This window comes from Streptomyces sp. NPDC001851, from assembly GCF_040297165.1.
GTDB lineage: Bacteria > Actinomycetota > Actinomycetes > Streptomycetales > Streptomycetaceae > Streptomyces.
This window is the reverse complement of sequence record NZ_JBEOYR010000021.1, coordinates 94719-115142: the sequence shown is the minus strand read 5'-3', so window position 1 is coordinate 115142 and position 20424 is coordinate 94719. Positions and strand designations below refer to the sequence as shown.

Genomic DNA, 20424 nt, shown 5'->3' with positions numbered 1-20424 from the left:
TGCGTGAAGATGGAAGGCCGTTCGGCGGCAGCAGGTCACATCAGGCGGGCCGATCACGCAACAGCACGTCGAACTGCGTCTTGCCTTCCTTGCGCAGCCAGGTGTCGAAGTCCATCAGGGCCGGGTGCAGGCTTCGCAGCTTGGGAATGTCAGCCTGCCAGCCGCCCCTGCAATTGGTGAAGTCGTAGCCGGCGCGGGCGTCCGGATCGAGCCCCGTGAGGGCCTCGCGAGGGATCGCCCGGTAAGTGATGGCGACTCCGGTAGTGCGGCTGATCGCGTCGACGACCTGCGGGAGCGTCAGTTCATCGCCGGCGATCTCGAGTGCCTGGCCGATGTACTGGTCAGGGTGGGTGAATGCGAGGGCCGCGAAGGCACCGATATCCGTGCTGGCGATGAGTTGGACGGGCACCTCCGGCTTGATCACATCGGTGAGTACGCCATCGCGAATCCCCAGAGTCGGGTCGGAGTGGTTTTCCATGAACCGGACGGGACGCAGGATGGTGGCGGGCAGGCCCAGGGCACCGATGCGCCCCTCGATGTGCCATTTACTCTCCCAGCGGCGGATACCCGTTGAGCGCTCGGCGCCGGCGACCGAGGAGTAGACGAGGTGCCGGACGTCAGCGTCGATTGCCGCTTCGATCACATTCATGCCCAAATGGATCTCATCTTCCACAGTGAAGCCGGCCGGGGTGCCGGGATAGCCGGCGGTCGGTTGAACGCTGAAGACCCCGTGCACGCCCCGCATCGCTGAATCGAGCGAAGGGCGGTTTCCCATGTCCCCCGGGACGATCTCGGCGCCAGCCTGCACCAGCGCCTGGGCCCGGGGGGCGGCCGGGTCGCGGACGAGGGCTCGCACCTGCCAGCCGGCGGCCAGCAATTGCCGCGCCGTAGCGCCGCCCTGCAGGCCGGTAGCCCCGGTCACCAGCACTGTGGGATTCGATGTCGTCACTTCTACCTCCGGAAGAGCGCCGGGCGTTGCCAGGCTCGGAAGCGAGAGCCGCTTCAACTGGGGAGTCTCCCCAGTTACGTGTTGGTACTATATGGGGAGTCTCCCCAGTTCGTAAACAGAGGGTGCCATGACCACACCTCCGCCCCAGCCCGCGCTACGAGCCGACGCACGGCGCAACTACGAACGACTGGTCAGCGCCGCTCGTGAAGTCTTCGCCGCGCGGGGAGTCGACGTCCCCATGGACGACATCGCCCGCCACGCTGGCGTCGGGAACGCCACTCTCTACCGCCGCTTCCCCACCCGAGAGGCGTTGCTGCAGGCCGTGCACCGAGACCAGATCGAGGCCCTGTACGCACGGTCGCAAGAACTGCTCGCCGCACGGTCCCCGGATGAGGGGCTGGCGACCTGGCTTCGGGAACTCGTCAAGCAGGGGAGCACGTCACGCAGCCTGGCCACGGCACTGGTGATTGCCTTGCGCGATGAGGGTTCCGACGTGTCCTGGTGCCGGGAGAGGATGTACGCCGCTGCGGCGGCCCTGCTCGACCGGGCCCAGCAGGCCGAGACGATCCGCACCGACGTCACAGTGGGCCAGGTACTCAAGCTCGTCAACGCCGTGGCCTTCGTCGCCGAAGGCGAATCCGACGGCGAACAGCAGGCCGATCAACTGCTGGCCGTGGTGATGGACGGTTTGCGGCATCGGCATCGCCCTTAGACCGTGTAGGACACGGTCTAAGCCCCACCAAACAGGTGCCGCAGGAGAGAGCCAGCCTCACCACGACACGGGCTCCGTATCCGTTGCCAGGCCGGCATGGAGTTCCACGTCGACGCGGACACCGTCGTATTCGAGCTTCTGTCGTTGCTGTCCCTCCACCGCGAAGCCGGCAGCGCGAGCCACTCCGCATGAGGCGGGATTGTTCACCCGGTGCCCAAGCTCCAGCCGGAAGAGTCCCGCATCGTCGAAAGCCCAGCGGGCCAACGAGGCCACCGCCATTGACGACGGCGAAGGAACAGGAAGAGTCCGCGGCCCACTGCTCACCACGAGCCGCCAGCCACCGTTCGGCGGCCTCGGCAGAACCAACCGGCTCGATGGACTGACCCCGCATGAGCGGATCCGTGAACGCGGTCATCACCGCCTGGCGTCCTCGGCCTTCCATCTCTGCAGCACCAGACCAGAGGTGGGCGGCGCGAGTGCGTCACGCGGGCAAGGCGGCGAGCCAGTCGGTGAGGAGCCGGTTGACCTCGTCGGGGCGTTCTTGCTGGATCCAGTGACCGCAGCCGTCGAGTACGTGGGAGGAGGTCAGGCCCGGTAGCGTGACCGGGTAGGCCTTGATCGCCTCGGCCAGCCATGTTGTGGAGGCGTCCAGGTCGCCGCCGATGAACAGGGACGGCTGGGTGATGGGAGCACCGTCGAAGGCGGCGAGTTCCTCCCAGTCGCGGTCCATGTTCCGGTAGCGGTTGAGCGCTCCGGTCAGGCTGGTCCGTTCGAACTCCCCGGCGTAGACGTCGAGGTCCCTCTCGCTGAGCCAGGCCGGCAGTCGGCCGATGGGGAACCGCTCACGCAGCGTCCCGTCCTTGCTGACGAAATGCGGATCGCGAGCGCCCGGTGCGGGCATGGTGTCGGCGGACAGGGCCGCGTAGAAGCCCGCGAGCCAGCCGCGTACATCGGGTTCGATCTCGGCCTCGGCACGGCCCGGCTCCTGGAAGTACGAGACGTAGAACTCCTCGCTCCCGCCCATCTGGGCAAAGACGTCGCTGGGGCGGGGCCCGCCGCGCGGGGTGTAGGGGACGCTCAGCAGTCCCACTGCGCGGAAGACCTCCGGCTTGAGCAGGGCGGAGTTCGCGGCGATGGTCGCCCCCCAGTCGTGGCCGATGACCACCGCGGTCTCCTCGCCCAGGGCGTGCACCACCGAGACGTTGTCCTCCACCAGGTCGAGCATCCGATACCCATGCGTCGCGGCAGGCTTTGAGGAGCGGCCGTAGCCGCGGACATCGATGGCGACCGCGCGGTATCCCGCCGCCGCGAGTACCGGCAGTTGGTGGCGCCAGGAGTACCAGGATTCGGGAAAGCCGTGCACGAGCAGCACCAGCGGCCCGCATCCCTGCTCAGCGAGGTGGATCCGGCCTGCTGGCGAGGACACCAACCGGTGTGTGACCTCCGCGACGTGCCGCGACATGCGATCCTCCCGGACCTTTGGTGCGCCGTACGCCCTGACGGCCCTGTGCCGCCGATCCGTTGGCTGAAGGTCGATCATCCGGAAGTTCTTACGAGAAGACGAGTTCGTTTGCCGATTCAGCAAAACCCCGGTCGCTGGGACGATTCGAGCGGCCAACAACGACGTTCTCTGTGGTCAACTGAAGCGCTCAATGTGCGACACGGGAGGTATCGAGCGGCTGAACTTCGGGCCAGTGTCCAAGGCCCGTCACCGCGCTCCCGTGCGTCGCTGGTAACGGCGGGATGTGGAGCGGAGTGTCCAAGCCCAAGAGCGTCCCGGCCATCAGGGTGCAACAGGTGAGGGGAAGGTCTGGGGGGCGAACGCAAGTGAACCCTTGATGACGCCTCGTGACTTTCAGACCGTGCTGATGGCGTGATGGCGGCGGTTACAGGACCCGGTGCTGGGAAGCACCAAGCGACCTCCGGGCAACTGAGCCCGGAGGGAGGACACCGCTGGTCCCGGGGTTCGGCTGCTGACGTACGTGTCAGCTCCGCCTCCTGCCCATCCGCATCGCCGTCGCCAGCGCCCGCGCGGCGACCTTCCTGCCGGGGCGTGCCGCCCCGGCAGGACCTTGCCCTGTGCGAAGAGAGCGCGGAGCGTCTGGCGTCGGAGGCCCTGCCGGCGCCCCGCTGAGCGACGAGGGCGGCAGCCCGGCGCCCTAGGACACCCGGCTGCCACCGCGGACGCGGGCTCGGCGGCGCTTTCGGCTCGGTGTCGCTGCTGCTCAGCCTCGCCTGCTGCCCAGCCTCGCCTGCCGCCCAGCGTCAGGTGCTGCCCAGCCTCCTTCGCCGCCCTGCCTCACATGCTGCTCAACGGGACCGAGAACAGCACGCGTTGCGGGACCACCGGCGTGCCATGTGGGTCCCCGTTGCCGTCGGCCGCCCACTCGGTCTGCGACCAGACCTCCTGCGTGCTCGACCACAGCGAGATGCCCTCGCTGTGCTGCGCCCAGCAGGCGTTGTCCATGTCCCAGCTGCTGCACGTGTCCGAGGTGGTGCTGCTGGTCCTCATCCGCCACATGACGCCGGACTGCGCGACGCCGCCGCGGGCGTCCGCACCGTAGTAGGTGCCGCCGTGCGCGAGAACCGACTGGAGTCCCACGGCGTTGGACTTCAGCAGCTGGCTTGCGTCCACCGTCCCCGTACCGCCGTCTTCGAGCGGCATGTTCCCGCCGGGCGCGGCGAGGTTGTAGCGGAAGATCCGGGCGGCCGGCCCGCCGCCGGAAGAGAACCACTCGTTCGCCACGATGCTGAACGGCGTGGTGGTGCGGTCGAGGGAGACGGACGCGAAACAGGGGATGTCGGTGTCGTTCGCCATCGTGCAGGCGCCCGGCTGGCTGTAGGAGCCGACGGCCGGCATAACGTACTGGTAGCCGTCGGCGGAGAAGCCTCCGCTCACCTTGCCGACCACGGTGCTGTTCACCTGCGTCTGCAGGATGTGCTTCATCGAGAAGACGTACAGCGCGTTGTTGCTGCCGTCGCCCGCACGTCCCGTGACGATGAGTTTGTCGCCGAACCAGACCATGCCGCCCACATGCGAGCCGAATCTGGCGAAGTTGTTGCCGCTGTCGGTGGGGATGACCAGAAGCACCCAGCGGTACTTGAGGTGGGCCGGGTCGTTGGCGTCGATGAACGCCACCCGTGCCGAGGTGCTGTTCTCGGTCCAGCCCGAGAGGATCAGCTTGTTCGTGCCCCACATGCCGTCGTCATCGGCGTCACCCGACGACGTCAGTCCCTGCGGCACCCAGTCCTGGGTGACCGAGTCGCCGGTGTCCCAGCAGTAGGCCGCGTCGGCGGTCGGCTTGACGGGCAGGGCCGCCAGTTCGGAGCCCTGGCAGTCAGCCCGGTTGCGCATGGAGTGGTTGGCGCTCTTGAGGACCGTGTCCACGCCGACGTTCGGCATCTGCCCGTCGAGGGTGCTGATCGTGTCGGCGGACACCTGGTGTTCCGTGAGTTTCAGCTTCGCCATCTCGGTCGAGTAAGATGTCCGGTCGACCAAAGGCCCCGGGTTGGCCACCGAGCTGGCATAGGCAGGCGTGCCCGCTGACAGCGTACCCAGCAAGGCGGCCACCGGTATCAGGCCGAGCAGTACACGGGCTCTGGACACTTTCATGCGGCCTCCCTGGCGCGAACGCACCCGTTCCAGCAGGAGTTGTACCTGATCTGCGCGGGGGCGCCGCACCAGAAAATCACGGCACTCGTCCGCTCCGCAACGGCCTGCGATCACGCGACCGGCCGTCAGTCGAGGTCCCGGGCGGGTCGAACCGCACCCGCACCCGGCTCGTACGCGCGGCGTGTCATGCGTGCCGCCACCGCCGCCTTGAGCGCCGTCTCCAGCAGTGCCCCACTGCCCGGCGGAACGCGCAGGAGCGCACGCTCCCACCGGTTCTCTCCGGCCGCGTTCACGCGTACGGCGGCAACTGGGGAGGTTCAGCGAGCGACGGGAGGTCAATGAGCCGGGCCCGTCCGCGCGTCTGGTTGGTGACGTGGACCGCCTGCACGGCGAGCTCAAGAAGGATATCTCGGCACGCTGCAGTAGCCCGGGGTCTGGGGACCGTCGGCTCGACTCCTGCCAGCGTGTCAGAGCTGATAGAAGTCGGTGTAGTGGTTGGGTGAGTACCAGACCACGCCGGTGTCGGAGTCGACGACGATTCGATAGGCGTCCCGATGGGCGCCGCAGGTGCGCGGGTAGACGTCGTACTCGTAGAAGGTGTCACCAGACGGCAGCTGCCCGTCGTTGTTGTAGAACTCGCCGCCCGCGTAGCTGCACTCGCCGTCCGGCCAGTGGTACCAGCCCCGAGAGGTCGGGTAGCCGAGGTCGGACCACGTCGAGTCCGCCGCAGCTGCGTCGGAGCATCCGGCGGTGCCGCAGGAGCTGTAGACCGTCGCGTTCGCGGCAGGGCTGTTGACGGCGGACAGGCTGAGCACGGACGTGGTGGCGGCGATCAGCACCGCGAACCGCTTGGCCCAGGACAGCGGGGGACGTCGCAGGGTCAGCAAGGAATCCTCCAGGTGAAGGAGTGCATGGACATGCCACCCTGGTGGCCGCGTGTGACAACGGGGTGCACCGCCGGTTGCGGGGGAGGGGTGATTCGCTTTCCGTCCGCGGAGGCCGAGCTCCCCGAGCCGCTGCTGTGTACTCGGGTGTTGTCGAGCTGGTTCGACGCTGTAAGCGGGTAAATGGTGTGGATGCCCGGCGGTCCGCATCGCTGATGGATGTGTGGGTGCTGTGGCGTTGCCCGTAGGAGCGACAGGAAGGGCCAGGCGGTATGGCGCGCACGCGTGCGGATGCGAGCACCAGGCATCCCCGACATGAACGCAGGGGCGAGGCACGGCTGCCGGCAGTGATCGCAACACTTGCCGCGATCGCTCTCTACCTGTTCCTGCCTCAACGGTTGCTGATCGCTCCGCGCTACTTGCTGCCTGTCCTGGAGTGTCTGCTGCTCGTTCCGCTCGTCGCGATCAATCCGAAGCGTCTGACGCGGCAGACGAAGGCGTTCCGGGTGCTCTCGTTGACGCTCGTGGGCGTCATCGCGATCAGCAATATCCTGGCGCTGATCATCTTGATCCACGAGCTGGTGTACGCCGGGGTGAAGGACGGCCGTTCACTGCTGGTGGCGGCGCTACAGGTCTGGCTCACCAACATCATCGTATTCGGTCTGGCGTACTGGGAGCTGGACCGCGGCGGCCCGGTGAGCCGTACCCAGGTGGCCCGCTCCGCTCTGCCCCTGGCGGACTTCCGGTTCTCGCAGGACGAGAATGACGACGCCGTCCAGGAAGTCGCCGACGGCGCCAGCGCCACCTCGGACTGGGTTCCCACGTTGACGGACTACCTGTACGTGTCCGTCACCAACTCCACGGCCTTCAGCCCGACCGACACCATGCCGCTTTCCACCCGCGCCAAAGTCATGATGAGCCTGCAGAGTGTCTCCGCCCTCGTGACCTCGCTGCTCGTGATCGCGCGAGCCGTCAGCATCCTGCACTGACCTCCGTCGGCGTTCGTGCTGACCTCTCCGGTGAACCGTTGGATGATCGGCCGCGGCAGGGGACACGCCGGCCTGCCCTCGTGTCGGGCGGTGACGGGGGAGCCCGCTGATCCAGAGCGCCGAGCTTCACGGTAGTTGAGGTTTTGGCTTCCGAAGGCTTGCCGACCGCTTACCTCCGCACTTAAATCAAACCCTGAACTAAGCCTCGACATTGCGTTGTTGACCTCGCATCGCCCTAGGAGCCGCCAGGTGAGACGCCGTATCCGACCAAGAAGCCCGGTCATCGCCGTGGCCGCCGTGGCCGCGCTGATCACCCTTCCCCTCGCCCACACCCCGGCCGCCGTCGCGACCCAGACCTGCGACACGGCGAACGCCGCCGAGGGCAGGCCCGCCACCGCGTCCTCCGCCGAGAACGCCGGCACCCCCGCCTCCGCCGCGTTCGACGGCAACCCGACCACCCGATGGTCCAGCCAGTTCTCCGACCCCCAGTGGCTCCAGGTCGACCTCGGTACGGTCGAGGAGCTGTGCTCGATCGACGTGAACTGGGAGACCGCCTACGGCAAGGACTTCCAACTGCAGTCCTCCACCGACGGGCGGAACTGGACCACCCTCAAGACCGTCACCGGAGCGACCGGCGGCACGGCGTCCTACGACGTCAGCGGCTCCGGCCGGTACGTCCGGATCTACGGCACCGCACGCGGCACGGGATACGGGTACTCCCTGTGGGAGGTCGCGGTGCACACCACGGCCACCGGCACCGGGCCCATCCAGGGCGGCGGCGACCTCGGCCCGAACGTCATCGTCGTGGATCCCTCCACCCCGCACCTGCAACAGAAGTTCGACGACGTCTTCAAGCAGCAGGAGTCGGCCCAGTTCGGCACCGGCCGCTACCAGTTCCTGCTCAAGCCGGGCACCTACAACGGCGTCAACGCCCAGATCGGCTTCTACACCGCCATCTCCGGCCTCGGCCTGAACCCCGACGACACGCAGATCAACGGAGACGTCACCGTCGACGCCGGCTGGTTCAACGGCAACGCCACGCAGAACTTCTGGCGTTCGGCGGAGAACCTCGCCGTCAAGCCCTCCAACGGCACCGACCGCTGGGCCGTGGCACAGGCCGCGCCCTTCCGCCGGATCCACGTCGAGGGCGGCCTCAACCTCGCCCCGAGCGGCTACGGATGGGCTTCCGGCGGCTACATCGCGGACTCGAAAATCGACGGCACGGTCGGCCCGTACTCCCAGCAGCAGTGGTACACCCGCGACAGCTCGGTCGGCGGCTGGACCAACGGCGTCTGGAACATGACGTTCTCCGGTGTCCAGGGTGCACCCGCGACGAACTTCGACAGCGGCCCGTACACCACCCTGGACACCACACCGGTCTCCCGCGAGAAGCCGTTCCTCTACCTGGACGGCAACACCTACAAAGTGTTCGTCCCCGCCAAGCGCACCAACGCCCGCGGCGTGTCCTGGCCCAACACCCCGGGCACCTCCCTGCCGCTCGACCGGTTCTACGTCGTCAAGCCCGGAGCGACCGCCGCCGCCATCGACGCCGCCCTCGCCCAGGGCCTCAACCTCCTGTTCACGCCGGGCATCTACCACCTCGACAAGACGATCGAGGTCACCCGGCCCGACACCGTCGTCCTCGGCCTCGGGCTCGCCACCCTGGTACCGGACAACGGCATCGACGCCATGCACGTCGCCGACGTCGACGGCGTGCGGCTCGCCGGGCTCCTGATCGACGCCGGACCGGTCAACTCCGACACGCTGGTACGCATCGGCACGCCCGGCTCTGCCGCCGACCACTCCGCCGACCCCACCACCGTGCAGGACGTGTTCTTCCGCATCGGCGGCGCCGGACCGGGCCTCGCCACCAACTCGCTCGTGGTCAACAGCAACAACACGGTCGTCGACCACACCTGGATCTGGCGCGCCGACCACGGCAGCGGCGTCGGCTGGGACACCAACCGCGCCGACTACGGCCTGAGGGTGAACGGGAACGATGTGCTCGCCACCGGCCTGTTCGTGGAACACTTCAACAAGTACGACGTCTACTGGAGCGGCACACGCGGCCGGACGATCTTCTTCCAGAACGAGAAGGCATACGACGCCCCGAACGCAGCCGCCATCACCCACGACGGCGTCGTCGGCTACGCGGCCTACAAGGTCGCCGACTCCGTCACCACTCACGAGGCCTGGGGACTCGGCAGTTACTGCAACTACACCACCGATCCGTCCATCGTCCAGGCCCACGGCTTCCAGGTGCCGGTGACCAGTGGGATCAAGATGCACGATCTGCTGGTGATCTCCCTCGGCGGCAAGGGCCAGTACGCTCATGTCGTCAACGGCACCGGTGCCCCCACCTCGGGCACGAGCACTGTCCCGTCCAAGGTGACGTCGTTCCCGTAGAAGAGCGTTTCGTCCTACTCGGCATAACAAAAGCCCCAGGTCGGCGACCTGGGGCTGTACACCACCTGGTTACCGGCCGACCGGGTTGACGTAGGTGGCCGGGTGGGTTGCGCCGTCCTGCTTGAGGATCTGACCGCCGAACGGCCACTTCAGGGTGAAGTGCGTCGTCTCGTTCGGCGGGGTGACCAGGAACGTCGCCGGGACGAACTTCTGCTTCCGCGGCGTGGACTTGGCCACCGGGAGCAAGGTGATGCTGAAGTCGACCGTGTCCCCCTGCCCCAGGGTGATCTTTTCGGGCTTCGTGGAGGAGCGCGCCAGCGACCAGGTGCCGTCGGTCTTCTGAGCGCCGACCACGTCGACACCGGCGAAGCCGGACAGGGTGCAGGTGCGCCCGCTACGGTTGGTGAACCAGATGTAGGCCTGGGTCTGCTTCTTGGCCTGGCCCATCTCCGGCCTCGCGTCATCCCCCGTGGCGAAGCCGGCCTTCAGGTCGGCGGTGTGGCAGCGGGTCGGCGCCGTCTCGGCGGGCGCGGCCGAGGCCGGCACGGCGGCAGCGGCAGTGCCGGCGACGACGATCGCTGCAAGGACCAAGGCGGTCGGATTGCTCTTCATGAAAGTCTGGGTTCCCCTCGAATGCGAATCGGCGCGCGAGGTCAGCGCGCGCCTGCACAGCCGAGGACGCGCATGGCCCGAGTGGCGGTTCCGTGCGCCGGGGCACCGCTTTCGACAACGGGGCTTCGATTGTGGCAGCGACCAGCGTTCGAGGCTCAAGATCGGCTCAACTCGCTGGAACTCGTCCGACCGTTGGTGCATCCCCCTCGACAAGGCCACCTTCACAGGGGGCCACGTGGTCAACCCCCGTTTCCTGAGCCCTGACTGCTCCGGCGACTGGCTCAGGGTCAACCGCAACCTTCCCGACTTGGACGGCTGGGCCGTCGCCAGCGGCAACATCGACATCTTCAGTTCCGCGTTCGCCCATTGGGCAATCTGTCGCAGGCCGTCAACTTCACCGGCGATCAGGCGGGCGGGATCCAGCAGGAACTCGTGACCACCCCCGGGCACCTTGTGACCGTCAAGATGCGGGCCGGCCACAACAACTGCGGAGACTTCGACAAGGACGCCAAGTTCGGGACCAGGCCAACGGCGACAGTGCCACCCGCACGACCTACAACCTCGGTGCCCTCAAGACACTCGCCGACGACCCCACCAAGGAGAACTACTGGCACGAGGTCACCGCCCCAAGGCCACGACGTCCTGCAGCTCCACGGCGACCCCGACAGCACTGGCTTCGCGGCCATCACGACCGAAACCCGCGCTTACGAGCGCAAGGCCTGACTGAACCCCACAGCAGACCGGAAGACCAGCATCGCCAAGCGATCCGGTCCACCCGTGACGGGAAACCCGGTCTGCCACGGGCGCCTGCTACCGCTTGCATGCGGGGCGTGCGGGCTGTCGGAACGGCACTGGCAGCCACGGGGCCTGATCGTGGGGCCCGCCACCTGGCGGGCCCCACGATTGAAGGATGCGGGCCACGGCCCTTGGCCCGAACCGCGGTCCACGAGCCTGAAGTACCACGGGCCGGAGGCGGCAAACACGTGATGCGCCACCTGGTCGGGGCCGGCGATCGGCCACGTCTCCCACTGGGTCTTCGGCAAGGCCGATCGTGGCGGTGATCCGCTTGCCCACTGGTTCGCGGTGCATCTCCAAGCTCCGGCAGACGGCCATCACGATCCGCGGCCCGGCTCGGGGACGCGCAACTCGTCGTACCTCATGGTCACCTCCGACGCGCGTGCATCCCGCGGCACCAGACCTTCTGATGTCACTGGCCCAGTACCCAGGAGACCGGCGCGTCCGCAGCCGGCGCGCGCCGGGCGCAAGGACCGGCATGCCTGCACAACGGGGTAGCCGGGCAAAGAATGCAGGACAGCACACAGCGTCCGGGTGTCCAGCGGGCGGCACGACCGGCGATCATGAAGGAGGCTCACACGTGGCGGAGCCAGAGCGGACCGAGAGCATGGATCAGCGGTCCCGTCGGGTGGCTGACACCACTGTGGGCGGGGCGCTGGCAGCCATCGGCGCGGGGGCGTACGTGGTGGACGAGAAGGGATGCATCATCGCGGTCAACGCCCGAGCCGAGCAGCTGCTGGCCCGGCCCGCCGAGGACCTCGTCGGCCGTGACGCGCACGATCTGCTGCACCGCGATGCCAGCGGCCAGCCGATGCCGACGAGCCGATGCAGCATGCGGCAGGCATTCCACGCCGGACGCACCGCCCAGGCCGAAGGAGAGTGGTTCGCCCGCGGTGACGGCACTCTGCTGCCCATCAACTGGGTGATCACCCCCTACGACACCGGTGGCCAGGAGGCCGCCACGCTCGTTGTCTTCCACTGCGACCAGCCACCGCAGGAAGCGGGCCCGCGGCCGGAGGTGGTGCCTGAGGCTCTGACCGAGCTCGAGCGGCTGGCGCTGCTGGCGCAGACCACGACACAGCTGACCTCCACCCTCGATACCAACGAGGCGCTGCGCCGGCTCGTGGCCCTGCTCGTGCCCCGGCTGGCGGACTGGGTGGTCATCGACCTGATCACGGAGCGCGACGAGGTGTGGCGCACCGCTGTGGTCCATGCCGAAGACGGCACGCTGGTGCACCACGAAGAGCTGCAAGGACCGATGCCCCCGGTGCCGGAAGAATCCCCGATGCCACTGTCCAGAGCGCTGCGCGGGGTTGCTTCCACTGTTGCCGGTCCCAAGACCTACCAGCAGCCACCCGATTCCGGCATCGCGGTCGAACAGCGCCACCTGTTCGAGGCCACCGGCATCCGCTCCGCGGCCATCGTCCCCATCCGCAGCACCCGGGAGGTCCTGGGGGCCCTGACCCTGGGCCGCGCCGAGAAGGCGGGGGACTTCACCACCGCCGACCTGCCGCTGATCGAGGACATCGCACGCAGGGCCGCGGTCGCTCTGGACAACGCCCGCCTCTACCAGCGTCAGCGCAAGGTCGCCGAGACCATGCAGAACCACCTGCTGCCCCAGCTACCACGCGTGCCCGGGCTGGAGATGATCGCCCGCTATCTGCCCGCACCCCACGCCTCACAGGTCGGCGGCGACTGGTACGACGCCTTCCGCCTGTCCGACGGCGCCACCGCCCTGGCCGTCGGCGACGTCGTCGGCCACGACCTGGAGGCAGCCGCCGGCATGGCCCAGGTGCGCAACATGCTCCGCGCCTACGCCTGGGCCCAGCAAGAACCCCCCAGCCGGATCGTCCAGCGACTCGACGAGGCGCTCACGCACATCACCAACGTCCCCATGGCCACCATGATCTTCGCCCGCCTCGAACAGGCGGACCACGGCCACTGGGAACTGTCCTGGACCAACGCCGGCCACCCGCCACCCCTGCTCGTCAGCCAGGACGGCCTCACCCGCTACCTCACCGACAGCCACGGCATCCTCCTGGGCACCGAGACCCGCACACCCCGCCCCGACGCCACCACCGCACTGCCGCCCGGATCGACCCTCCTGCTGTACACCGACGGCCTCATCGAAGCAGCCGGGCACTCCCTGGACGAGGGTCTGGGCCGGCTGCGCCAGCACGCGGCCGCCCTCGCCCACCGCCCCCTCGCCTCCTTCACCGACCAGCTTCTGCACCGGGTCCGCCCCGCCGACAACGACGACGACGTCGCCCTCCTCGCTCTGCGGACCCCAGTGGAAACACGCGCGAGATAGCCGCAGTGCTCCGCTGGCTGTACGGGCGGACACACCCGACCGGGCGGCGGCGATCGCAACCGATTGGACTACCGCGCTGAAGACGCTCGGGCTCGGCTGACGCGCCTGCCTGTTTCACGCTGGCGACGGTGCCGCTCTCGCCCCTCGCGAGCGGAGCCGGATACACCTCGGGCCCCGGAGGGAGCCATGACATCCCCAGAGCCCCTGTATGGAGTCGCGCTGTCCAATGACGGCGCGCCCCCAGCGTCACGCGGTGGCCGGCTGTGGCTCCTCGGGCACCTCCGCGACTGACCGCTGCACACGACGTGGTCACCGGTCCTTGGGCTCGGGATGTCGCCGTTCACACCGGACGCTGGCTGCGCTTCGGCCTGGTCCTCGCCCTTGCCGTGGTGCTGCACGCGGCCTGGGACAGCATCGGCAGGCTCACCGGCTATGCCGTGATCGGCACGATCAGCCTGCTCTTCCTGGGCGCGCTCACCCACCGCACGGCCACCCCTGCCGCCCCGTGACCCCCCTTGTGCCACCACGTATTGCTCAACCAGACCTCACACGACCGCGACTGCAGCCGAGGGGCCGTATCCAGCTTCGCCCGCATGCGCGAGCCCTCCACCGCCGCGGACCCAAGGGCGGGTCTGTACGGTGGCTGGACAGACCCGCACTCGGTCGGGTGATGACACCGCCGCAGCGGAACCCTCCCGGGACGCCCGGCGTAGTGTCGTACATGGACTCGATCAACGAGGTGCACGTGAGTGAGCCGGGCCTGGTCGCCCGGGCCTTCCAGTAGCTGCTCGCCGAGACGCTGGCGAGCCCGGCGTACGGCTGCGCTGCTATCTGGGCCTGCGTCAGCCCACCGACTTGGCCCCGGCGCCGACCGACGCCGTGCCGGAGGTCAGCGCAGCCGCATCACGGTGACGACCGCATGCCGGGTCGTGCCCGCCATGACCTCCACCACGGCGTCGACCCCCGACGGGCGTGTAGGAGTCGCCGGCTTTCGTGAACGCCCGCCCAGGCGGGGACCAAGCGTGGGGCCACGACCGAGGTCAGGGCCGTGGTCAGCCTGTGGCACAGCGCCACCCGTCCGTCGGGCAGGCGAACGGCCAGGTGTCGGGGCCGGGTGGCCGGGCCGGTGTAGCCGGCCACCTGGCGTCGACGGTCTCGGCGTGCCACTGGTGAAGTGCCGGTATCCGAGAGTTGCGGTATTCGCCTGCGGAGTGGGCAGGCACGGCCGTTCACCCGCGCGGTGCTGTCACATCCTCCGCCTGAGATTCAGCCGCCCAGTTCGTGGGCTGCCAGGGCGGTGCCTTCGATGCGGGCACGGATCTTGGCGAAGGCGGTGTCCCGGGAGGTGGACGTGTCGTCGGCGAAGGGGGAGAAGCCACAGTCGTCGCAGGTGCCCAGGCGGTCGACGGGCAAGTGACGGGCAGCGGCCAGGACGCGGTCGCGGACCAGTTCGGGGGACTCGACGCGGGGATCGATCGGGTCGGTGACGCCGATGAAGGCGCGGGCCTGGTCGGGAAGGTGATCGGCGAGGACGGCGAGGACCTTGTCCGGTTCGGGCTCGCTGGCGAGCTGCACGTAGAAGGCGCCGGCCTTGAGCCGGAGCAAGCCGGGCAACAGTGCCGTGTAGTCCACGTCAAGACTGTACGCCGATCCTGGCCTGCTCGGCGGCGGAGAAGCGTTCCAGGACCCGGTTGTTGAGCGCGATGAACTGGTCCAGCACTCCGCCGCTCGGGTCGAGCTTCAGTGCAAGGCGGGCCTCGGTGAAGTCCAGCTGGACGCAGTGCGCGCCGGCATCCAGGCACCGTCGGATGTCGGCCTCGGCCTCACTGGTGAGGTCGTCGAGGAAGGCATCGTGGGGATATCCGTCGATGCCGTCGGGCGGGTAGAGCAGGCTGAGAGCCGAGGGCGCGATGACGGCCTGCTTCACCGGTACGGTCGCGTACCGGAGGGCCGTGCGGAGATAGCCGTCGGCGTGGACGCCGTAGCGCAGCGGCCCGGACGTCAGGCGGGGCAGCTGTCGCCGGTGTCCATCGGCGAAGGGAATGACGACGCCGTCGGGTGACAGCCGGTCCAGGCCGGACAGGGGATAGGTGGCGAAGCTGGGTTTGGCCTGTTCGCCGTCGGTGACGACCGGGGAGCCGATTTCCTCCAGGCATCGAATGGTGTCGGCGACCGCGCGGTCCTGGGCAGCTGCGAGTTCCTCGTTGCTGATCCGGCCCGCGGCATGGTCTGCCACGGCTACGAGGAGCTCGGCGGGCCGGGGAATGCTGCCGATGGGTTCGGTGGGAATCCCTACCATGGCCGGGGTCACGCTCCGATCTCCAACAGCGCCTCACCGGTGCTTCCCGTCAGCCCGGACAAGGGGCACTCCGTGGGCAGCCGGCCGGGGAGCGCGGGCACGGTCCGATGCGCCGCCAGCCCTTCGCCGCGGCCCTCGACGACCCGGCCCGACAGCCTGACGACGAGGACGCCGGCGACGCGGATGCTGGTGCCGCTGTCGTAGGAGATCAACGACCGTTTGCCGTCCGCATAATGGACGACTTCCCTGAGGCGGGGGCTGTCCACCGTGATGCAGGACGCTGAGGGCGACTCACCTTCCAGGTAGCCGGTGGCCGACACCGTCCGGCCGGGAGCGACCGCGCATCCGTAACCGGCGCGTGTGCGAACGCGGGTCGGGCGGGGCAGCAGAGTCAATGGCGGGTCATACATGCTGGCGCTGGAACCCATGCACAGGACACTCTCTCTGTGCTCGGGCACATGGGCCTGGCTCGCCGGAGCCCACACCACCGACGAGCCCACCAGGGCCAGGGAACTCAGCGCGAGGGGTAAGCCGAACCGGAACACAGCACTCACACCGAACGTCCCCGTCAGAAGGGATCCCGATGGACCAGGCAGCCGCGCAGAGACGCGTCTTCGCCGTGCTGGACGCGGACGGAGACGGAGTCGTCTCCAGGGACGAATACATGGCACGCACCAGGAACGTGGCGCTGGCGACCGGGCGCAAGGAGGACGACCCGCTCGTCGTCGCCGCACGCACACTCGGCGAGCGGGCGTGGGCATCGATGGACGCCGATGGCGACGGAGGGATGACCTTCGACGAATACGCGGCCTGGGCGGGCGCCGAGGCGTTCGACACCGTCTGTGCGCCCGTCCTCGGCGCCCTCTTCGACCTCGCCGACACCGATCAGGACGGCGCCCTCGACGGGACCGAGTTCACAGCTCTGCGCACAGCACTGAACAACCCGGCCACCAACGCCGAAGCAGCGTTCGAGGCCCTGGACGCCGATGGCGACGGACGCATCAACCGCGACGACTACATTGCGTCGATCCGCGCCCACGTCACCGGCGAAGGCTCTTCCATGGGCACGGCGCTGTACAGCAGGCCGCTCCCGGACACCCCGGCGTAGGGATAGACGGGTCCGTACGGTCTGGACAGGCCTTCCCCGTCCGTCGCCTACGCGCCAGCGTGAGGTGGGAAACGGCTCAGTTCAGCGGACGTGAAGGCGGCCTTCGTTTGATCCTGTACATGAGGGTGATCCGGAGCGGGCGCGGGACGAGGCCGAACCCGTGCGATCCGGTCTGCCGTATGGCAGCGGCGCCGAGCTGGAAGACGCCGTGGCCGTGGTGCTGCGTGCCGCCGGATTCGCCGTCACCTATCTGGACGAGGAATTGGGCGGCACCATGTCGGCGGACCTGCTCACTGAGCTGAACGGGTCCACCTGTCCGGTCGAAGTGAAGTCCGCCTCTGACGCGGCGGAGAGAAACCGGCCTCTCAACTTCGCCGCCATGTGGAGACGTGGCCGCAGCTGCGGCCCGGTCAGCCGGTCACCGGCGCTGCCTTGATCGTGAACCATCGGCATCGGCTCGACCCGCCCAGCACAAGAACAGGGCGGACTCCCTGCCGGCGGGAGCAGGAGCGAGGTGGCCGGCCGCAGGCGGTGGCGTCCCTGGGGCAAAGGCGGCGCCGCGTAGTCCCCGCGTGTGCCTCTCGCCGGCGAACGCGCATGCTGGACGGGGACGGACGAGTGGGCGGACACCCGTCCGTCAGACCGGGGTGAGGACGAGCGTCACCGTGGGCGCGCCGCCGGCGGCGCCCGAGTCCAGCGTGGCCGGCTCCCGGCCCGTGACCGACAGGCCCGCCGCGGTGAACAGCCCGGAGAGCGTGGACGGCGTCCAGATGCGGTCGTACATGTCCGAGATGACGCACGTCACCGGCTCGCCCGGCGCCGACGCGGAGCGGGGCACGGCCGCCGTCCGGTGCAGCAGGGCGGTGTCCGCGTCGAAGCGCATGGACCAGATGACGATGTGGTGGCACCCGTCGCGATCGGCGAACGAGTCCACGACCGTCCGACCGTCGAGGTGGGACATCGTGGCCGGCGCGCCGTCGTCGAAGACGCTCACCGCGATCCGTCCGCCGGGCGCCAGCAGGGACCGGGCGTGCGTGAGCAGGCCGACGGCGGCCGACTCGTCGGTGAAGCCGTTGAGGGTGCAGTCGGCCAGCAGCACCGCGTCGAAGGCGGTGGCCGGGCGGTAGGCCAGGAAGTCGCCCTCCACGAACTCCACCTGGTCGGTCCCGGCGGCCGCGGCTCGCGCCCGGGCGCGAGCCAGCGCCGGCCGGGAGGTGTCGACACCCACCAGCCGGGACGCCTTCGTGGTGGCGGCCAAGTGCACCAGAGCGCGCCCCGTGCCGCAGCCCGCCTCCAGCACCCGTGCGCCGTCGCCCACGGCGGAGGCCAGGCCGGCGAGGTCCCAGTCGGTCTCGCCGGTACGGCGCTCCACGTCGCGCTCGTAGTCGTCGAAGAGGGGCGAGTCGAAGTAGTACGGCTCCACGACGGCGTTGACGCCGGGCAGTTCGAGGAGCCGGTCGAGCGGCGGCACGGGCCGCGGCACCGGCGACCCGGCACGGCTGTAGTCGGATCGAGCGGCCAGGGACGCCTCCTCGCGCGGGCGCAACGGCAGGTCGGCCGTCCAGAGCACCCGGGTCCGCGTTTGTCCGGCGGCCACGGTGATCTCCTCGCGGGAGGACTCGGTGAACCCGAGCCGCTTCAGCAGCCCCACGGCCCGGGTGTTCTCGGCGACGTGGCAGTCGACCCGCAGGCGCTTCACGCCGCGCCCGGCCAGTTCCGTGCCCAGGCCCAGCAGGATCCCGGTGCCGAGACCGCGGCCGCGCCACTCCGGGTCGATCACCAGCATGCCCAGCGCCGCGGTCCGTGCGTCGGGGTAGCCCTCCAGCAGGTCGGCGGCGGCGACCAGACGGCCCTCGACCCGGCAGCCCACGAGGTGTTTGCGTTCCTCGGGTACATGCTGCAGGCCTTCCAGGAACTGGCTCTGCGCGTCCGCCGCCCCGGTCGGAATACCGAAAGTCAGCCGGGAGTAATCGTCGCATCTCTGCAGCAGGTCCTGCAGTGCGGGCCCGTCATCGGGAGTCAGGGCGAGTACTTCGTGACCCTTGGGCACTGTTATACGCAGTGTCACCGTTCCCCCTCGGTCGGCGCCGTGCGAAGCAGCATTTAACGGCCAACTTAACGCGGGGCGTTGCCTGTTGCCAACACCGCACGTAGGCTTCCATGTCGTTGCGTGCAATCCGCACTCGAACCGGCTGACAACCGACCGAAATCGCGGGGGCAATCCGATGGTCATTCAAATGCCGGCGCCATTCAGCTTTTGGGTGCAGCCCACCAAGCGCACCAACCTCGACAGCATAATGGCTTATGACGTGCACGATCCGGCCGAGACCGAACTGACCTTCGACGAGATCACCCGGTCGATGCAGGAGATGTTCGACCAGGACGTCATCAGCGTATTCTTCGAGGGTGGCGAGCCGTTCCTGCGCGGGGACTTCCTCGACATGGTCGAATACGCCACGCCCAACGCCTTCACCATGGTGCGGACCAACGGAACGCTGCTGACCTCCGAGACCGCCCGCAGGCTCAAGGCGGCCAGTGTGGGGGTCGTGTGCGTGGACATCGAGGGCGGCGACGCGGCCACCCACGACTCGCTCGTCGGCCTGGCCGGCGCGTTCGACCGGGCGGTCGAGGGGGTCCGGCAGCTGGTCGACGCCGGCGTCACCACGTTCATCACCACCATCCTGACCAGCCGCAACATCGACCAGTTGCAGGCGCTGGCCGACCTGACGGCCGACACGGGCGCCGAGAAGCTCGGGGTGCTGAGGCTCTACCCCCTGGGACGGGCGCGCCGGAACTGGGCCGCACTGTCCGTGCCGTTGCCCCGGCAGATGGCCGCTCTGGCCTCGATCGAGGTGCCCGAGGGGGTGCAGCTCATGCAGTCCTGGCACCCCAACGACCCCAACTGCTGCTGGCAGATGGCCGCCGTCGACGCCTACGGCAACAGCATCGGTTGCCCGTACCTGCGCGACTTCGCCAACTACGGCAATATCCGGGAGACCTCGTTCATGGAGACTTGGCGCAATCCCGTCTACAAAAAGGTGCGGGCCGCGAGTGCGGCGGACGCGTGTCCGGAATGCGCCGCGAACGACCGCAACCGCTCCGGCGGCTGCCGGTCGACGGCCTATGCCTTCGGCGGAGCGTGGGACGCGCCGGACCCGTACTGCACGCACATGAACAACGGCACCGACCTGACTCGTCTGCCGGCCCGCATCGTCGATCTCCCGTTCGGTGCACCCCCCGCCATGACAGGGATGTGACCCGTGTCCGTCGAATCCCCCGCGCAGACCGTGTACACACAGAATGCCCGGCTGCGACTGCGGCCGTTCGAACCCTGGCACGCGGTGATGGCGTATACGGCGGACAAGCCCGCCCTCCACTGGCTGAATTCCCATTCGTGGCTCGTTCTCGAGTTGTGCGACGGCCGCACGCTCACGGAGATCGCCGAGACGATCGCCGAGATCATGCCCGACCGCGACGACGTCCTCGCCTCCACCAAGAGCTGCATCGAAGACCTGGAGCGGAAAAGCCTTGTCCACGCGAGTACCGAAGCCGGAGAGCCTCCGGCAGGGAAGGAGGTGAAGAACCGATGACCAACCGCATCGACATCGAAAAGCTCAAGGCGATCGCCGCCGAGGACAACGAGCGTCCCGAGGTTTCCACCATGGACCCGCAGGTCCGGACCTCCAAGTACGCGCTGTTCCCCGAGCCCAAGGACATGTCCGCGCTGGAGGACGAGTCCTGAGCTG

Annotated in this window: 20 protein-coding genes and 1 pseudogene; 11 read left to right on the top strand and 10 right to left on the bottom strand. The window is 68.7% G+C overall.

The genetic code is table 11. From position 1 onward, the window contains the following. Positions 1-40 precede the first annotated feature (40 nt). A complete protein-coding gene (locus tag ABT171_RS28515; protein ID WP_351248661.1) occupies positions 41-949 on the bottom strand; it encodes an NmrA/HSCARG family protein in 909 nt (302 codons plus the stop codon). 127 nt (positions 950-1076) lie between these two features. Between ABT171_RS28515 and ABT171_RS28510 the strand changes: the two genes are divergently transcribed. Beyond that, the gene (locus ABT171_RS28510; RefSeq protein WP_351248659.1) at positions 1077-1661 is read left to right on the top strand and encodes a TetR/AcrR family transcriptional regulator; all 585 of its coding nucleotides are present in this window, start codon (positions 1077-1079) and stop codon (positions 1659-1661) included. 481 nt (positions 1662-2142) lie between these two features. Here the strand turns inward: ABT171_RS28510 and ABT171_RS28505 are convergent, their stop codons facing one another. The 4 genes from ABT171_RS28505 to ABT171_RS28490 form a co-directional block, all read right to left on the bottom strand. Further along, complete coding sequence (locus ABT171_RS28505; protein WP_351248657.1) at positions 2143-3123, bottom strand: alpha/beta fold hydrolase; 981 nt, start codon at positions 3121-3123, stop codon at positions 2143-2145. Positions 3124-3960: 837 nt separating this feature from the next. Next, complete coding sequence (locus tag ABT171_RS28500) at positions 3961-5130, bottom strand: hypothetical protein (RefSeq protein WP_351248655.1); 1170 nt, start codon at positions 5128-5130, stop codon at positions 3961-3963. A 269-nt stretch (positions 5131-5399) separates the two neighbouring features. Continuing rightward, positions 5400-5567 (bottom strand): hypothetical protein, encoded by a 168-nt coding sequence (locus ABT171_RS28495; protein ID WP_503077035.1) that lies wholly within the window; start codon positions 5565-5567, stop codon positions 5400-5402. A gap of 174 nt (positions 5568-5741) precedes the next feature. Beyond that, positions 5742-6161 (bottom strand): ribonuclease domain-containing protein, encoded by a 420-nt coding sequence (locus ABT171_RS28490; RefSeq protein WP_351248653.1) that lies wholly within the window; start codon positions 6159-6161, stop codon positions 5742-5744. Between the two features lie 269 nt (positions 6162-6430). Here ABT171_RS28490 and ABT171_RS28485 point away from each other — a divergent pair, with 269 nt between their 5' ends. Further along, positions 6431-7147 carry a hypothetical protein gene (locus ABT171_RS28485; protein ID WP_351248651.1) on the top strand — a complete coding sequence of 239 codons (717 nt, stop codon included), beginning with the start codon at positions 6431-6433 and terminating at the stop codon, positions 7145-7147. Between the two features lie 249 nt (positions 7148-7396). After that, positions 7397-9553, top strand: a complete 2157-nt coding sequence (locus ABT171_RS28480) for a pectate lyase-like domain-containing protein (RefSeq protein WP_503077027.1) — start codon at positions 7397-7399, stop codon at positions 9551-9553. Between the two features lie 69 nt (positions 9554-9622). Here ABT171_RS28480 and ABT171_RS28475 read toward each other — a convergent pair whose 3' ends face one another. After that, on the bottom strand, positions 9623-10165 hold the full coding sequence (locus ABT171_RS28475; RefSeq protein ID WP_351248649.1) for a DUF4232 domain-containing protein: 543 nt from the start codon (positions 10163-10165) through the stop codon (positions 9623-9625). 1402 nt (positions 10166-11567) lie between these two features. Here ABT171_RS28475 and ABT171_RS28465 point away from each other — a divergent pair. The 3 genes and pseudogenes from ABT171_RS28465 to ABT171_RS28455 all read left to right on the top strand — a co-directional run. After that, positions 11568-13271: a SpoIIE family protein phosphatase gene (locus ABT171_RS28465; protein ID WP_351248756.1), complete on the top strand. Its 1704-nt coding sequence runs from the start codon at positions 11568-11570 to the stop codon at positions 13269-13271. Between the two features lie 305 nt (positions 13272-13576). Then, entirely contained in the window at positions 13577-13780 is a 204-nt protein-coding gene (locus ABT171_RS28460; protein ID WP_351248647.1) for a hypothetical protein, read from the top strand. 304 nt (positions 13781-14084) lie between these two features. Continuing rightward, positions 14085-14183 (top strand): annotated as a pseudogene (locus ABT171_RS28455) (hypothetical protein); the annotation flags it as partial. 354 nt (positions 14184-14537) lie between these two features. Here ABT171_RS28455 and ABT171_RS41970 read toward each other — a convergent pair. From ABT171_RS41970 to ABT171_RS28445, 3 genes are all read right to left on the bottom strand, one after another. Then, complete coding sequence (locus tag ABT171_RS41970; RefSeq protein WP_503077022.1) at positions 14538-14903, bottom strand: hypothetical protein; 366 nt, start codon at positions 14901-14903, stop codon at positions 14538-14540. Position 14904: 1 nt separating this feature from the next. Continuing rightward, positions 14905-15507: a uroporphyrinogen decarboxylase/cobalamine-independent methonine synthase family protein gene (locus ABT171_RS41965; protein WP_503077020.1), complete on the bottom strand. Its 603-nt coding sequence runs from the start codon at positions 15505-15507 to the stop codon at positions 14905-14907. 71 nt (positions 15508-15578) lie between these two features. Continuing rightward, a complete protein-coding gene (locus tag ABT171_RS28445) occupies positions 15579-15836 on the bottom strand; it encodes a hypothetical protein (RefSeq protein ID WP_351248645.1) in 258 nt (85 codons plus the stop codon). Positions 15837-16153: 317 nt separating this feature from the next. Between ABT171_RS28445 and ABT171_RS28440 the strand changes: the two genes are divergently transcribed. Continuing rightward, the gene (locus ABT171_RS28440) at positions 16154-16678 is read left to right on the top strand and encodes an EF-hand domain-containing protein (RefSeq protein ID WP_351248643.1); all 525 of its coding nucleotides are present in this window, start codon (positions 16154-16156) and stop codon (positions 16676-16678) included. 160 nt (positions 16679-16838) lie between these two features. After that, a complete protein-coding gene (locus ABT171_RS28435) occupies positions 16839-17114 on the top strand; it encodes a hypothetical protein (RefSeq protein ID WP_351248641.1) in 276 nt (91 codons plus the stop codon). A gap of 201 nt (positions 17115-17315) precedes the next feature. Here ABT171_RS28435 and ABT171_RS28430 read toward each other — a convergent pair whose 3' ends face one another. Continuing rightward, positions 17316-18746, bottom strand: a complete 1431-nt coding sequence (locus ABT171_RS28430) for a GNAT family N-acetyltransferase (protein ID WP_351248639.1) — start codon at positions 18744-18746, stop codon at positions 17316-17318. A 157-nt stretch (positions 18747-18903) separates the two neighbouring features. On the opposite strand from ABT171_RS28430, the gene ABT171_RS28425 reads away from it, so the two are divergent. The 3 genes from ABT171_RS28425 to ABT171_RS28415 are packed head-to-tail and all read left to right on the top strand — an operon-like array spanning position 18904 to position 20420. Continuing rightward, positions 18904-19935, top strand: a complete 1032-nt coding sequence (locus ABT171_RS28425; protein WP_351248637.1) for a radical SAM protein — start codon at positions 18904-18906, stop codon at positions 19933-19935. 3 nt (positions 19936-19938) lie between these two features. Beyond that, positions 19939-20268 carry a PqqD family peptide modification chaperone gene (locus ABT171_RS28420; RefSeq protein WP_351248635.1) on the top strand — a complete coding sequence of 110 codons (330 nt, stop codon included), beginning with the start codon at positions 19939-19941 and terminating at the stop codon, positions 20266-20268. Continuing rightward, positions 20265-20420 (top strand): hypothetical protein, encoded by a 156-nt coding sequence (locus tag ABT171_RS28415; protein ID WP_351248633.1) that lies wholly within the window; start codon positions 20265-20267, stop codon positions 20418-20420. The genes ABT171_RS28420 and ABT171_RS28415 overlap by 4 nt, the downstream gene beginning before the upstream one ends. Positions 20421-20424: the final 4 nt, after the last annotated feature.

Excerpts from the sequence above, each read along its gene's own strand:
- ABT171_RS28510 (WP_351248659.1), top strand. The coding sequence starts at position 1,077 with ATGACCACACCTCCGCCCCAGCCCGCGCTACGAGCCGACGCACGGCGC.
- ABT171_RS28415 (WP_351248633.1), top strand. The coding sequence starts at position 20,265 with ATGACCAACCGCATCGACATCGAAAAGCTCAAGGCGATCGCCGCCGAG.
- ABT171_RS28475 (WP_351248649.1), bottom strand. The coding sequence starts at position 10,165 with ATGAAGAGCAATCCGACCGCCTTGGTCCTTGCAGCGATCGTCGTCGCC.
- ABT171_RS28465 (WP_351248756.1), top strand. The coding sequence starts at position 11,568 with ATGGATCAGCGGTCCCGTCGGGTGGCTGACACCACTGTGGGCGGGGCG.
- ABT171_RS28500 (WP_351248655.1), bottom strand. The coding sequence starts at position 5,130 with ATGGCGAAGCTGAAACTCACGGAACACCAGGTGTCCGCCGACACGATC.
- ABT171_RS28505 (WP_351248657.1), bottom strand. The coding sequence starts at position 3,123 with ATGTCGCGGCACGTCGCGGAGGTCACACACCGGTTGGTGTCCTCGCCA.
- ABT171_RS28440 (WP_351248643.1), top strand. The coding sequence starts at position 16,154 with ATGGACCAGGCAGCCGCGCAGAGACGCGTCTTCGCCGTGCTGGACGCG.
- ABT171_RS28485 (WP_351248651.1), top strand. The coding sequence starts at position 6,431 with ATGGCGCGCACGCGTGCGGATGCGAGCACCAGGCATCCCCGACATGAA.
- ABT171_RS28425 (WP_351248637.1), top strand. The coding sequence starts at position 18,904 with ATGGTCATTCAAATGCCGGCGCCATTCAGCTTTTGGGTGCAGCCCACC.